This window comes from Stenotrophomonas sp. T8 (genome assembly GCF_051853085.1).
GTDB lineage: Bacteria > Pseudomonadota > Gammaproteobacteria > Xanthomonadales > Xanthomonadaceae > Stenotrophomonas > Stenotrophomonas sepilia.
This window is the reverse complement of sequence record NZ_CP195329.1, coordinates 3,643,725-3,657,323: the sequence shown is the minus strand read 5'-3', so window position 1 is coordinate 3,657,323 and position 13,599 is coordinate 3,643,725. Positions and strand designations below refer to the sequence as shown.

The following is a 13,599-nucleotide window of genomic DNA, read 5'->3' as shown; positions in this document are numbered from 1 at the left end:
CAGAAAAGGGCGGGGATATCCCCGCCCTTTCCTTGTCCAGCATCGGCTGACGATCAGGTCAGCGCGATCGGCTTGTTCTTGCGCTCGGCAAGGCGCTTTTCCAGGTAGTGGATGTTCTGTCCACCGGCCTGGAAGCCCTTGTCGCGCATGATCCGCTGCTGCAGGGCGATGTTGGTCTTGATGCCATCGACCACCATCTCGCTCAGCGCCACCCGCATGCGGGCGATGGCGGTTTCGCGGTCCGGGCCGTGCACGATCAGCTTGCCGATCATCGAGTCGTAGTTGGACGGCACGCGATAGCCACTGTAGATGTGGGTATCCACGCGCACGCCGGGCCCCCCCGGCGGATGGAAGCCGGTGATGGTGCCCGGGCTCGGCACGAAGGTCTCAGCGTCTTCGGCGTTGATGCGGCATTCGATGGCATGGCCGGTCAGCACCACGTCGCTCTGCTTGATCGACAGCTTCTGGCCAGCGGCGATCTTCAGCTGCTCGGCCACCAGGTCGATGCCGGTGACCATTTCGGTGACCGGATGCTCTACCTGGATGCGGGTGTTCATTTCGATGAAGTAGAAGCGGCCGTCCTCGTACAGGAACTCGAAGGTGCCGGCGCCGCGATAACCGATGCGGATGCAGGCTTCCACGCACACCTTGCCGATCTGCTCGCGCTGTTCGGCGGTGATGCCCGGTGCCGGTGCTTCTTCCACCACCTTCTGGTGGCGGCGCTGCATCGAGCAGTCGCGTTCGCCGAGGTGGATGGCGTTGCCCTGGCCGTCGGCCAGCACCTGGATCTCCACGTGGCGCGGGTTCTCCAGGAACTTCTCCATGTAGACCTCGCCATTGCCGAACGCGGCCTTGGCCTCGCTCTTGGTGGTTTCGATCGAGGTCTTCAGCGAAGCTTCGGCGTGCACGACGCGCATGCCACGGCCACCACCGCCGCCGGCCGCCTTGATGATGACCGGATAACCGATCTCACGGGCGATCTTGGTGTTGGCGACGATGTCGTCGCCCAGCGGGCCGCCCGAGCCGGGCACGCACGGCACGCCAGCGGCCTTCATCGCGCGGATGGCTTCGACCTTGTCACCCATCATGCGGATGGTGTCAGCCTTGGGGCCGATGAAGATGAAGCCCGACTCTTCCACGCGCTCGGCGAAGTCGGCGTTCTCCGACAGGAAGCCGTAGCCCGGGTGGATGGCCTGGGCGTCGGTGACTTCAGCGGCGGCGATCAGTGCCGGGATGTTGAGGTAGCTCTGCGGCGACGGCGCCGGACCGATGCAGACCGACTCGTCGGCCATGGCCACGTGCTTGAGGTTGCGGTCGACCGTGGAATGCACGGCCACCGTGCGGATGCCGAGGGTGTGGCACGCGCGCAGGATGCGCAGCGCGATCTCCCCTCGGTTGGCGATGACGACTTTGTCGAGCATGGCGCGCCCCTCAGCCGATCACGAACAGCGGCTGGTCGAACTCCACCGGCTGGCCGTTCTCGCCGAGGATGGCGACGATGGTGCCGGAGGTGTCGGCTTCGATCGGGTTGAACATCTTCATCGCTTCGATGATGGCCAGGGTTTCGCCTTCCTTGACCTGCTGGCCCACGGTGACGAAGGCCGGCTTGTCCGGGGCGGACGAGGCATAGAACGTGCCGACCATCGGCGAGCGCAGCACATGGCCTTCCGGCAGCGCCGGGCCCGGCTTGGCGGTGCCGCCGGTGGACGCTTCGGTCGGCGACTGCATCGGCATCGCCTGCGCCGCCGGCGCCGCCGGGGCGGCGTACACCGGAGCTGCGACCGGCGCGGCATAACCAGCGACCGGAGCGCGCGACAGGCGCACCGACTCTTCGCCTTCCTTGATTTCGATTTCAGCCAGGTTCGACTCTTCCAGCAGGTCGATCAGCTTCTTGATTTTGCGCAGATCCATGAGGGCCTCTTTGGTTTCTATCTAGGTGAGGAGAGCGCCGTGGGCGCCCGGGTCGACAATCAGGTGGCGGATACGCGCAGCAGCGCCGCGTCCATCGCGTAGCGGTAGCTGTCGGCACCGAAGCCGCACACCACGCCCACCGCCTTGTCACTGAAGTAGCTGTGCTGGCGGAAGGGTTCGCGGGTATGCGGGTTGGACAGATGGATCTCGATGAACGGCACCGCCACCGCTGCCAGCGCATCGCGCAGGGCCACCGAGGTGTGGGTGAAGGCGGCGGGGTTGATCAGGATGAAAGCGGTTCCGTCGTTGCGCACAGCCTGCACGCGGTCGACCAGCACATGCTCGGCATTGGACTGCAGGCTCTCCACGGCGTGCCCGGCAGCGGATGCCTGCGCGGCCAGGGCCTGGTCGATGTCGGCCAGCGTGGTGTGGCCGTACACCTCCGGCTCGCGGGTGCCGAGCAGGTTGAGGTTGGGGCCGTGCAGGACCAGCAGCTTCGCCATGGGATCCGGAAGACGGGAAAGGGCGGCAGTCTGGCGGAACCGGCGGATGCTGTCCAGTTCGGCGAAGTTTGCAGCGTTTCAATCGTCCGTTTGAAATTCGCTGCAGGGCTTGTCGCCGTACGGCGGGCGCTGGATCAAGGCGCGCTGAACGGCGTGCTTGCGGTGGTTGCGAGCACGTAGGCCGACGATCACGCCCGGGCCGCTCATCGGCAGAGCCGCACCTGCGTGGATGAGGAGGCGTAGGGCGCAGCCGCTGTGCCCTTACCAGGGAGTTGCCTGTCAGCTGATCGCTCAGGTCTCCAACGGTACCGTCGGCACCACGTTCGGGAATACCTCCTCCAACGGCTCCTGTTCCCCCGGCTGCGGCGCCGGCCAGTTGTAGGCGTTCACCGGCTGAGCGCGGTTCACCCACAACGCGTAGTACAGGTGATCGGCGCGACCGTCGCCGGTATTGGGGTGGATCAGGATGGTCAGCCCCAGGCTGTTGAGCTGCAGCCAGGGCACCAGCACCGGCAGCAGGTCGTTGGTGAAGCCGAAGTAGAAAGAGGGGGTGACGTGCGGGCCACGCGGCTCCAGGTTCCAGTTGCCCAGCTCCACCGGGAAGCGCTCGGCGGCCCAGCGCCGCAGCAGGGCTGCCTTCTCGAAGCTGTCCTCATCGAAATAGATATGGGCGTGGTAGCTCTTGATGTCGGTGTAGGCGCGCGGGGCGGTGGGCAACGTGGCCTCGCCGGGGCGCACGCTGGCCGGGCGCGGGGTCGGTTCGCTGGCCGTGGCGTGGCCCCAGGGGCTGCGGCCCTTGGACGCTGGCGGAACGATGGCGCGGAAGCCGGGTCGCCCGGGTTCGGTGGTGTTCACGGCGCTGCCGACGCGCGCGGCGGCGGTGGCGGTGGACGCGCTGGCCAGGCCGCCGGCGGCCAGGCCGGCCGACGCGATCAGGCGCCGGCGGGCGGGCGAAAGCAGGTCGGCCCGGTGGGCGTCATCGTCGCCCGCGTCGATGAGGGGCTGCGGGTCCGGGTGCATGAGGTGCTCCGTGGCGGCATTGGGGGGGCAGGCGTCCACGCTCGGGCACGGCTGCCGGTGGCGTCCAATAAGCAGCCGGCATCACTTCATGCACGGCTGCCTTCGTCGCCTTGAGCGCGACCGAACGGCGGGCTAGGGTGCAGGTTTGCCGCCCCGGAGCCCGCCATGGCCTCGCCTGATGCCGACACCCTGCGCAAGCGCGCCAGCTTCCGCCAGTTGCATGCAGCAGGATGCTTCGTGCTGCCCAATCCGTGGGACGTCGGCAGTGCGCGCTATCTGCAACGGCAGGGCTTCCAGGCCTTGGCCACGACCAGTGCCGGCTGCGCCTGGAGTGAGGGGCGACCGGACGGCGCGGTATCGCTGCAGGCCACGCTGGAGCACCTGCGACTGATGGCGGCGGCGACCCCGTTGCCATTGAATGCCGACTTCGGTGATGGTTTCGGCGCTACGCCACTCGCGGTGGAGGAGGCGGTGACCGCGGCGCTCGATACCGGCATCGCGGCGTTGTCGATCGAGGACGCCAGCGGCCTGGCCGATGCACCACTGAGGCCCATCGAGCAGGCGGTCGAGCGATTGCGCGCGGCGCGTGCGGCCATCGACCGCGCGGGCGGCGACGTGCTGCTGGTCGGGCGAGCGGAGAACTTCTTCGTGGGCGTACCGGATCTGCAGGACACCCTGCGGCGCCTGCGTGCCTATGCCGAGGCCGGAGCCGATGTGCTGTATGCACCGGGCATCAGTACGCGCGAGCAGATCAGTGCGGTGGTCGCCGCCGCGGGCTCCAAGCCGGTGAACCTGCTGGTCGCTGGCCCCACAGCACTGAGCCTGCAGGACATCGCCGCACTTGGCGTTCGCCGGGTCAGCCTGGGCGGTGCGCTGGCGCGTGCCGCGTGGGCTGGACTGATGCAGGCGACCCAGCCGATCGTGCAGGACGGACGCTTCGATGGCCTGCAGCAGGCGGCGTCCGGGGCGGCCTTGAACGCGTTGTTCCAGTAGCCCCGCGCCCTGCATGGCGGGAAGGGCCGGCGACTACAACGCCTCGATCTCCCGCTTGGGCAGGATCACGCCGGGTTCCAACGCTGGCAGCAGTTGGCGAAGCAGGCGTGGATTGTCCTGCAGCCCCGTGCCGTCCAGATATGTCCACCCGGAACCGCCAATGCGGCGCACGGCCACCATGAACGTGGTGCTGCGCATCGGGGTTTCACGCACCCGTACCAGGGATTGGCGTGGCACGAAGCAGACTTCTTCCTCCCCGGCCGCATAGGTCCGGGTCGGCACACCGACGTCCTCGCTGATGACCACCACGCCGCCGCTGTGCTGCTTCTTCAACGCATCGCGGGTGATCGCCTGGAAGGCCTCATCGCCGCCGGCCAGCCGCTTGAGGCTGGGATGCGTGCGCTCGATGAGGAAGTCCGCATCCCCGCGGGCGTAGGCAGTCATCAGGGCGCGCACATCTTCGCGCAGGGCTTTCGCGTCACTGGGACTGAGTTCACCCGCGAAGACGGATGGCAGCAACAGCGACAGCAGCAGCGTCAGTATCGCCAGGGGCAGGCGTCGATCCATGTCCGGATGTCCCACAGGGCATCGTTGCACTATACGTTGGACGCGAAAACAGCGTCCCACCGGTGGCGCTGGTTTCCCCGGAATCGCTACTTACCATTAGTAAGTATCGATTCCTGGAGATCTCCATGCACAGCCTCATTGTCATCGCCCACCCTGAGCCCGGTTCGCTGACCCACGCGATGGCGCGTCGCATCGGTGATGCCATTGCCGCGGCCGACACCGGCAACACCGTGGCCTATGCCGACCTGATGGCCGAAGGCTTCGATCCGCGCTTCAACCCGCAGGACCAGGCGTTGTTCCGCAGCACCGGCGCGGTACCGGCCGATGTCGCTGCCGAGCACGCGCGGCTGGATGCCACCGATACGCTGGTGCTGGTGTTCCCGTTGTACTGGTGGTCGTTCCCGGCGCTGCTGAAAGGCTGGATCGACCGTGTGTTCACCAACGACTGGGCCTACGCACAGGATGCGCAGGGCAGGCTGGTGAAGAAGCTGCAGCGCCTGAATGTGCATCTGGTCGGCTTGGGCGGCGCCGACGCAGCCATGGTCGAACGTCGTGGCTACGACGCGGCAATGAGGACCCAGATCGACATGGGCATCTTCGACTATTGCGGCGCGCGCGTGCTGTCGTCCCACCTGCTGTTGGACGCCGATACCGGTGCCGCTGAAGCGCATCTGCAGACCGCGCTGGCGATCGGCCGTAAAATTGGTGTTCCGATGCGCTGATCGCCGTGCTCCGCCGATGCCCGCCAACGCCACCCCCACGCGCCGCCGAATGACCCGGGAGCAACGCACCCGCCAGTTGCTGGATGTGGCCTGGGCACTGGTCCGCGAAGAAGGTACCGGAGCGTTGACGCTGGGGCGGCTGGCCGAAGCGGCGGGCGTGACCAAGCCTGTGGCCTATGATCACTTCGTGACCCGCAATGGCTTGCTGGCGGCGCTCTACGATGACTATGACGGACGCCAGACCGTGGTCTTCCACGAGCGTATCGGTCGCGCCCGGGCGCAACTGGTCGATCGGGCGGCGGCTATCGCCTCCGGCTACATCGACTGCGTCCTCAGCCAGGGCAGTGAAGTGCAAGGCATCCTCGCCGCGCTGGTGGGGGCGCCGGAACTGCATGAGGTGCGGCGGCGCTACCAGCAGGATTTCATCGACAACTGCCAGGTCTGGCTGGGCCCGTTCGCGGCCGACGGCACGGTGTCGCTGGCCGGGCGCTGGGCCATCCTCGGTGCGGCTGAAGCCCTTTCAGAGGGTGTGGCTGCCGGCGCGCTGGACAAGGCCGGTGCCGTGGCCGAGCTGCAGCGGCTGATCGTGGCGACGGTCAAGCGGCGCTGAGCCGCACGAGCGGTCAGCCGCCGGCCAGGGCGGCGAATCCCGCGGCCAACTGGTCGCGCACCAGTGCGTCGCGCGCGTCGCGGCTTGCAGAGCCCAACACCACGGTGATCAGCCGTACCGGCTGGTCCCGCCCGGGTACTGGCCGGCACGCGGTGGCGGCCAGGCAGAAGCCTGCGGCCTGGGTGTAGCCGGTCTTCAAGCCGTCCACGCCGTCTTCGCCGAGCAGGGCGTTCTGGTTGCTGCGGTTGAAGCTGCCATGGGCGAACGCGCGCTGCGCGGTGATCGCCAGGATCTGCGGATGATCGTTCAACAGGCGGGCGGCCAGCACCGCCATGTCGCGCGCGCTGGAGACATGGTGCGGTGTGGTGATGCCGGACACGCTGGCAAACCAGGTGCTGCGCAGCCCGAGCTGGCGTGCGTGCCGGTTCATGCGTTCCAGGAATGCGGCCTGCGATCCGTCCAGGTGGCGCGCGATCGCCAATGCAGCGTCATTGCCGGACACCACCATCAACCCTTCCAGCAGGCGCGCCAGGGTGATTGTCTCGCCGGGCGCCAGGCCCATGCGCGTTTCATCATCGGCCACGGCATGCACATCGTCGGCGGCGATGGTGACCGGGTCGTCCCACGAGCGTCCGTTCTCTTCGACGCACGCATAGGCGGCGTAGGCGGTCATCAGCTTGGTCAGCGATGCCGGTTGCCGCGCGGTTTCAGCGTTGTGCTGGTGAATCACCGCAGAGGTTGCCGCTTCCAGGGTGATGGATGAAATCGGTAGGGGGGCGGGCGCAGCAGACGGCATGGCGGGCGGAGATGGCAGCGACAGTCAGCAAGAATAGTTCGTGCCGGCTGCACGAAGCCGCACTGCCGGTGCGCTGCAGCGTGCACGGTAGCGCCCGGTTGCGCCCGGGCTGAGGTGGAGGCAGCCTGCGCACATGCAATCGGATATCCGCATCGATGGTCGTGTCTTTACCTACGTCTTCCCGTGTGCGTGGGAGGACTACGCGAAGATCGGCTTTTCACGTGATCCGCTCGGACGCATCAGCGCATTGCATCGGCGCTGGTTCGAGTTCTTCGACCTCGATGCCGGTGCGCTGGTGGAAGCGGAGGGCGAGCGTGATGCACGTGATCTGGAGCTGCAGCTGCGTTCGCCGTTCAAGGCGCACCGCGCACCGGCACCGATGACGATCCAGCACAAGGCTGGGGGTCGTACTGAATGGGTACGTGGTGCCAACCAGGCCTTGTCGCTCGCAATTGCTGCGTTGGGTGAACAAGGCTATCGCTGTTACCCGCTGAAGGCGTGGCTGCAGGTGGCGATGCGCCTGCGCATGGACCGGCTGCACGACTGGGCTGTGGTGCAGCTTCCGGAAGAGGAAGGACTGCGGATTTCCGGTGGCCCCGGCGAGGGCGTGCTGCGTGACACGCTCGACGGTTGCCGGGCACTGGATATCGATCCAATGCCCTGGCTGCCTGAATACGTCCAACGCTGGTACACAGGTTGAGCCGCGTTCAACGGGTCCCCGGCTGCTGAACCGGCGCGGCCGGTTGCGCCGCGCACGCAGGGGAGTCGGTGGACGGACTGGCCAGCTGGCGTGCCAGCTCGGCGTTGGCCACATGGCCGTGCAGGAACAACAGGCTGCCGAAGATGTTCATGAGCGTGCCTCCACTTGAGTGGATTGCACGATACGGGCAGCATGGGCGGGCAAAAAGCGACATTTCCGCAAGCATGCCTTGAGAGGAATTCAAGCCTGATGTCCCGTCCGCCCCTTCATGCCCTGCAGGGTTTCGTGGCCGCCGCGCGGCTGGGCAACCTGTCACGGGCAGCGGCATCGATGAACCTGACCGTCAGTGCGCTCAGCCATCAGATGCGCCAGCTGGAAGAGCGGCTCGGGCAGCCACTGCTGGTCCGCCAACCGCGTGGCGTCGCCCTCACCCTGGAGGGGCAGCGCCTGCTCGACCAGGTCGGCCCGCATCTGGATGCGATCAACGAAGCCTTCCAGCCCTATGCGGCCCGCGCCGAGCACGTGCTGACGATCAGTGCGGTGCCGTCGATGGCGTCGGCGTGGCTGGTGCCGCGCCTGGGGCATTTCGTGGCTGAGCACCCACAGATCGAGATCAACCTGCAGTCGAGTGAGCGCCTGATTGATTTCGAGCGGCAGCGCCAGTTCGACGCCGCGCTGCGGCTGGGCAGCGGGCAGTGGCCGGGCCTGGTGGTTGAGCCGCTGTTCGACGAGTGGCTGCTGCCAATGGCGAGCCCGGCGCTGATCGAACGCATGGGAGGGATCGACCGGGTGCCACTGAACCAGTGGCCACTGCTGGGGGACCCCGATGGCGCGTGGGGGGCCTGGTTCGCGTTGAGCGGGCAGACCCCGCCGTCGCGCTTCGTAGCGGTGCTGGATGATTCGGAGGCACACCACCGTGCGGCGCTGGACGGGGTGGGCGTGGCGCTGGGGCGGGTGACGCGGGCGCGCTTGTTGCTGGATTCCGGCCAACTGGTTGCGCTGTCCAACCTGCGCCTGAAAACCGCCTGGCCGCATTGGCTGGTCTACCCGCAGCGTTCGGCCCGCCACCGCGGCTTTCTTGCCTTCCGCGACTGGCTGCACGCGCAGGCTGCCGAACACGTGCGGCACATGGCGGACGCTACACTCATCGCACCAGCGTGACCGCCTGCCCGGCGCGCGCGAATGCCTCCTCCAGCAGCGAGCCGGCCTTGATCGCCTCCACTTCTTCGAACAGCGCCTGCAGCGCGTCGGCGGGGCGGGATGCCGGCGCCGCCACCGCCTGCTGGATCGCGGTGAAACGGTCAGCCAGCACGCGGTGGCCGGGATGCGCCCGCGCCCATGCTTGCAGCGGCTGGCGCACGCCGGCGGCGGCATCCAGGCGCTGCAGATCGAACAGGGTGATCGCAGCCGCCGACGTCTCGGCCCGTTCGATCGTGGCGTGGCGCAGTTCGCGGCTGAGAAACAGATCGTAGGCTGCACCGCGGCCCACCGCGATGCGCAGCCCCTCGCGGTCGAGGTCGGTCACCTGCTGCGCGGGACTGTCCTCGCGCACCAGATAGGTGCCTTCGATCTCCACGTACGGAGCACTGAAGGCGATGCGGTCGGCACGTGCCGGATCGATGGCCAGGAAGGCCAGATCCCAGCCGTCTTCGCCTGCCGCAGCGACCACCGAGGCTGCGGCATCGTGACAGGTGAAGCGTGCCTGCACACCCAGGCGCTGCGCCAATATCGCGGCCAGCTCCACCGACGGTCCGCGCGGCGAGTGCGCATCGCCCTGCGCCAGCACCGGGTTGCCCAGGTTGATCGCCACGCGCAGGAAGCCCTGCGGTGCCAGCGCACTTTGGTGATCGGCCAGGGACATGCAGGACTCCGCGAGGAAAGGGGCACCCAGCATGCCAGCGCTGCCCTGCAAGGAGTGTCATGCTGCACGACTGCAGGATGGCCTACCTTCCGTTTGCCGACGAGGCCGCAGGTGTGGGCATGGACTTGGAGGTGAGCCTGGAGCGTGGCCGAGATCTGCGAAAGTGAAGGCAACCCGATTGCGTTGCAGGCGCGCACGGTTCCGTAGAGCCGAGCCCATGCTCGGCTGCTGTTGACCCAGCCGCCCAAGCTCAGCCGGGCATGGGCTCGGCTCTACAAGGTCGCGGCGCGTGAGCGCTGCAGCCAGTCGTTGATCGCCGGATCGAGCCGCGGGTCTTCGGGCAACTGCATGCCGAAGCGTTGCTGCAGCACGTCGCGCACGTCGGCAACATCGTGCAGCGGACGCTTGTCCGGTGCCTGGCCGGGGCGGTACTCGGTGTAGTTGCCGCTGCCGATGGTGCGTCGCCAGTCCGGCCCGGTCAGCGACGCGCGCAGTTGGCCAGGGAAGCTGGAGTCGGGATGGGTGCACACGTACCAGTTGCCCACCACGTTGTCGATCGGTGCGGGCACGTGCAGGTCGAAACGGTACATCGCCCGCCAGCCGTCACCGGATTCGGCGTACAGCACGAAATCCCCCTCGCCAGGCAGCCGCTGCAGCAGATAGCGTTCGTGCGGCGTGGCCTGCGGCTGCGGATCATGCAGCCGCAGCGGCACGGTCGGGGTCAGGCTGCCGAAACCGGCATCCACCAGCCAGTCATCGCCGTCCACCTGCACGCGCAGCAGCAGGTGGGTCCGTGCGGTCAGTTCGCCGTCCTGGGCAGCCAGCAGCACGCGCGCGGTCAATGGCTGCGCATCGAAGCCCAGCGCCTGCAGCAGCGACAGCAGGCCCCCATTGAGTTCGAAGCAGTACCCGCCACGGCGCTCGTCCAGCAGCTTGCGCTGCACGCTGTCCAGGTCGATCGGTACCGCATCGCGCAGCAGGCAGCTGAGGGTCTCGAACGGCAGCACTGCGTTGTGGCGCTGCTGCAGCAGGGTCAGGCCGGCCAGCGTCCGCGGTGGCGGTGCATCCAGCTGCAGGCGCTGCAGGTAGCGGGGGACATCGAGCGTCGTCATGGCGGCACCGGGCGGGGAGGAACGTCCACTGTGCTCCCCCAACCGGGGCTGAGGTCAAGGGCGCTGGTCGTGTCACGCCAGCGTCGCCTGCACCCGGTACAAAGGCCGCGTCCGCCAATCACCGCTGGGCCAGGACGACGAAAGTTCTAAAGTTGCCTTGAATCCGGCCGATACAGGTGTGTCCTTCTGCCTGGAGTCTGTCATGTCGGCCGTTGTCTCCCACCTCCGGTCCCTGCGCACGCGGCTTGCGGCGCTGCGCCCGGCGTCCTCCGGCCTGCTGCTGTGGCTGCAACCGCATCGGCTGAGCGTAGCCAACAAGCTCAAGGCGACCTTGTGGGTCTGTGGCCTGGGACTGGTCGCAATCGCAGCCGTCTACGCCTGGACCGGGCATGCCAGCACGCAGGCTGCGCGCAGCCAGGCCAGCTACCAGCGCGGCAGTGACCTCGCCGCGCGCCTGGCCACGCGGGTGGCCGAAGCGCGCCGCCTGCAGATCCAGTATGCACGCAGTTTCGATGATGCCGACCGCGCGCAGCTGCTGGCCACGCAAAAGGCGCTGCAGCACGATCTGCAGGCGCTGCGCACGATGCCGATGGATGCCGGCCGGCGCAAGGCCCTGCAGGCGTTGACCGAAGCTGCAGGCGCGTTCTCGCAGGGTGTGGCCGCCCTGTTCGAACGGGTCGACGAGATGGGCCGTGGTGAGGCCGGCCTCGCCGCGCAGCTGCAACAGGCTGCAGACACGCTGCAGGGGCAGGTGGATGCGCAGCAGCGGGATGCGCTGGCGTTGTCCCTGCAGAAGATGCGGCGGCAGGAGGCACTGCTGCTGCTCGACGGTGATTCCACCCACGCCGACCGCGCCAGTGAAGAAAAGCTGCCGTTCGATCTCGCGCTGGCGGGCCTGCCCGCGGATGCGCAGGACACCCTGCGCACCGGAATGGAGGCGTATCAGGCCGCATTGCTGGGGTATACCGCTGCCCGTGTCGGCCTGGATGTGGAAGCGCAGTCGCTGCTGGATACCGCTGCGGGCGTAGCGCCTGCGCTGGCCGCATTCCAGCAGGCACAGGCCGCGGCACTGGCCCGTGCCCAGGCCCGCCAGCTGGCTGGTGCGCGCACGATGAGCGTGCTGTTTGCATTGACCGTGCTGCTGGTCGCCGGTGTGCTGATCACCAGCCTCGTGCTGGTGCTGCGTGCAGTGCGCCAGCCGATCCAGGACACCCTGCACTTCGCCAGCGACATCGCCGACGACCGCCTGGACACCACCCTGCGCGTCTACAACGCCAACGACGAGATCGGCCAGCTGGCGCAGCGCCTGGTCGACATGCAGCAGCGCCTCCGCGCGCGTATCGAGACCGAGCGTGCCGTGGCGCGCGGCAACACCCGGGTGCGCCAGGCATTGGACAGTGCGCAGACCGGTTTGATGGTGATCGATGCGGAAGGGCAGGTCGCCTACGCCAACCCGGCACTGCTACAGCTGCTTGACCTGCGGAACGAAGCGCTGGTGGGCAGCGACGCGGTACGCCTGCATCCGGCGTTGGCCAGCCTGGCCGGCGTGCGCCAGCGCGAAGAGCGCGAGATCGGCCATGCTGGCACGCGTTACCAGCTGATTGCCAACCCCGTCATCGATGAAGGGCAATTCCTCGGCGTAGCGGTGGAATGGCGCAGTCGTGCGCTGGAGACCCTGCTGGAAACCGAGGTCGCTGCGCTGGTCGATGCTGCAGCACACGGCGACCTGCAAGGTCGCATCGCGCTGGAGGGCAAGCAGGGCTTCGTGCGCACGTTGTCGACCAGCATCAACCGCCTGCTGGCGACGTTTGAAACCAACCTCGGCGACCTGCAGGCATTGCTGGCCGCGCTGGCCCGTGGTGACCTCAGTGTGCGCATGGAGGGTGAGCTGCAGGGCGTGTTCGCGCGCATGCGCGATGATGCCAACGCGACGGTCGCGCAGCTGGGCCGCATCGTCACCCGCATCCAGCACGCCACCTCCAGTCTCGATACCGGCGTTGGCGAGATCGTTGCCGGTCATCAAGATCTGTCACAGCGCACCGAGCAGCAGGCCGCCAACCTGGAAGAGACCGCCGCTTCCATGCACGAACTGACCGATACGGTCGGTCGCAATGCTGATGCCGCAGGCCGTGCCGACGCGCTGGTCAAGGGTGCGGCAGCGGTGGCGCAGCGCGGCGGTGAGGCTGTCGGCCAGGTGGTGGCGACCATGCAGGGCATCAGCGAGGCATCGCGGCGGATCGGCGACATTACCCAGCTGATCGACGGCATCGCCTTCCAGACCAACATCCTGGCGCTGAATGCGGCGGTGGAAGCGGCGCGTGCCGGTGAGCAGGGCCGCAGTTTCGCCGTGGTGGCCGCGGAAGTGCGCCTGCTTGCACAACGCAGCGCAGAGGCGGCCAAGCAGATCAAGGGCCTGATCGAGGATTCGGTGGCGCGTGTGGGACAGGGCAACCAGCAGGCCGAACAGGCCGGCATCACGATGGGCGAGATCGTCGGCAGCGTGCAGCAGCTGGCCGAGCTGCTGGCGGGTATCCGCAGTGCGTCGCAGGACCAGCATGCCGGCATCGCACAGGTGAACCAGACCATCGTGCAGATGGAAGCCAGTACCCAACGCAACGCCAGCCTGGTGGAAGAGGCCGGTGCCTCCACGGCGCAGATGCAGGTCCAGGTGCGTGCCCTGGCCGACGCGGTGGGCGCGTTCCGGTTGCAGTCGATGCCGCAGGCGCGCGCCGCGGCGGCCTGGTCAGCCGAGCGTAGGCTCGGCGCTACATCGGCTGCAGGAACACTGTAGAGCCGAGCCCATG

15 protein-coding genes are annotated in these 13,599 nt (G+C 67.7%); 6 read left to right on the top strand and 9 right to left on the bottom strand.

The genetic code is table 11. The annotated features are described in order from the left end of the window. Nucleotides 1-53: 53 nt before the first annotated feature. From accC to ACSDHM_RS16970, 4 genes are all read right to left on the bottom strand, one after another. Nucleotides 54-1,421, bottom strand: coding sequence for an acetyl-CoA carboxylase biotin carboxylase subunit (accC, locus tag ACSDHM_RS16985; protein ID WP_065178826.1), 1,368 nt, complete (start codon nt 1,419-1,421; stop codon nt 54-56). 10 nt (nt 1,422-1,431) lie between these two features. Beyond that, nucleotides 1,432-1,911 carry an acetyl-CoA carboxylase biotin carboxyl carrier protein gene (gene accB / locus ACSDHM_RS16980; RefSeq protein ID WP_019660824.1) on the bottom strand — a complete coding sequence of 160 codons (480 nt, stop codon included), beginning with the start codon at nt 1,909-1,911 and terminating at the stop codon, nt 1,432-1,434. Nucleotides 1,912-1,970: 59 nt separating this feature from the next. After that, nucleotides 1,971-2,414 (bottom strand): type II 3-dehydroquinate dehydratase, encoded by a 444-nt coding sequence (aroQ, locus tag ACSDHM_RS16975; RefSeq protein WP_053498267.1) that lies wholly within the window; start codon nt 2,412-2,414, stop codon nt 1,971-1,973. Between the two features lie 291 nt (nt 2,415-2,705). Then, the gene (locus ACSDHM_RS16970; protein WP_439426443.1) at nt 2,706-3,434 is read right to left on the bottom strand and encodes a DOPA 4,5-dioxygenase family protein; all 729 of its coding nucleotides are present in this window, start codon (nt 3,432-3,434) and stop codon (nt 2,706-2,708) included. 165 nt (nt 3,435-3,599) lie between these two features. Here ACSDHM_RS16970 and ACSDHM_RS16965 point away from each other — a divergent pair, with 165 nt between their 5' ends. Next, nucleotides 3,600-4,427: an isocitrate lyase/PEP mutase family protein gene (locus tag ACSDHM_RS16965; protein WP_375366689.1), complete on the top strand. Its 828-nt coding sequence runs from the start codon at nt 3,600-3,602 to the stop codon at nt 4,425-4,427. Between the two features lie 33 nt (nt 4,428-4,460). Here ACSDHM_RS16965 and ACSDHM_RS16960 read toward each other — a convergent pair whose 3' ends face one another. Then, nucleotides 4,461-4,994, bottom strand: a complete 534-nt coding sequence (locus ACSDHM_RS16960; protein ID WP_072167286.1) for a hypothetical protein — start codon at nt 4,992-4,994, stop codon at nt 4,461-4,463. A 125-nt stretch (nt 4,995-5,119) separates the two neighbouring features. On the opposite strand from ACSDHM_RS16960, the gene ACSDHM_RS16955 reads away from it, so the two are divergent. Then, on the top strand, nt 5,120-5,716 hold the full coding sequence (locus ACSDHM_RS16955) for an NAD(P)H-dependent oxidoreductase (protein WP_072167285.1): 597 nt from the start codon (nt 5,120-5,122) through the stop codon (nt 5,714-5,716). Between the two features lie 16 nt (nt 5,717-5,732). Continuing rightward, on the top strand, nt 5,733-6,326 hold the full coding sequence (locus ACSDHM_RS16950) for a TetR/AcrR family transcriptional regulator (protein WP_065178823.1): 594 nt from the start codon (nt 5,733-5,735) through the stop codon (nt 6,324-6,326). A gap of 13 nt (nt 6,327-6,339) precedes the next feature. On the opposite strand, the gene ACSDHM_RS16945 is transcribed toward ACSDHM_RS16950, so the two are convergent. Continuing rightward, nucleotides 6,340-7,122, bottom strand: a complete 783-nt coding sequence (locus ACSDHM_RS16945; protein ID WP_072167284.1) for a D-alanyl-D-alanine carboxypeptidase family protein — start codon at nt 7,120-7,122, stop codon at nt 6,340-6,342. A 133-nt stretch (nt 7,123-7,255) separates the two neighbouring features. Between ACSDHM_RS16945 and ACSDHM_RS16940 the strand changes: the two genes are divergently transcribed. Next, nucleotides 7,256-7,822 carry a GIY-YIG nuclease family protein gene (locus tag ACSDHM_RS16940; protein ID WP_072167283.1) on the top strand — a complete coding sequence of 189 codons (567 nt, stop codon included), beginning with the start codon at nt 7,256-7,258 and terminating at the stop codon, nt 7,820-7,822. Nucleotides 7,823-7,829: 7 nt separating this feature from the next. On the opposite strand, the gene ACSDHM_RS16935 is transcribed toward ACSDHM_RS16940, so the two are convergent. After that, on the bottom strand, nt 7,830-7,973 hold the full coding sequence (locus ACSDHM_RS16935) for a hypothetical protein (RefSeq protein ID WP_176698770.1): 144 nt from the start codon (nt 7,971-7,973) through the stop codon (nt 7,830-7,832). 98 nt (nt 7,974-8,071) lie between these two features. Here ACSDHM_RS16935 and ACSDHM_RS16930 point away from each other — a divergent pair, with 98 nt between their 5' ends. After that, entirely contained in the window at nt 8,072-8,983 is a 912-nt protein-coding gene (locus tag ACSDHM_RS16930) for a LysR substrate-binding domain-containing protein (protein WP_032954576.1), read from the top strand. Here ACSDHM_RS16930 and ACSDHM_RS16925 read toward each other — a convergent pair. Further along, nucleotides 8,967-9,683 carry an ABC transporter substrate-binding protein gene (locus tag ACSDHM_RS16925; protein ID WP_061478210.1) on the bottom strand — a complete coding sequence of 239 codons (717 nt, stop codon included), beginning with the start codon at nt 9,681-9,683 and terminating at the stop codon, nt 8,967-8,969. The two genes, ACSDHM_RS16930 and ACSDHM_RS16925, sit on opposite strands and share 17 nt — an antisense overlap. Before the next feature lie 272 nt (nt 9,684-9,955). After that, entirely contained in the window at nt 9,956-10,795 is an 840-nt protein-coding gene (locus ACSDHM_RS16920; protein ID WP_072167282.1) for an arylamine N-acetyltransferase family protein, read from the bottom strand. 202 nt (nt 10,796-10,997) lie between these two features. Between ACSDHM_RS16920 and ACSDHM_RS16915 the strand changes: the two genes are divergently transcribed. Beyond that, on the top strand, nt 10,998-13,586 hold the full coding sequence (locus ACSDHM_RS16915; RefSeq protein ID WP_439426442.1) for a methyl-accepting chemotaxis protein: 2,589 nt from the start codon (nt 10,998-11,000) through the stop codon (nt 13,584-13,586). Nucleotides 13,587-13,599 lie beyond the last annotated feature (13 nt).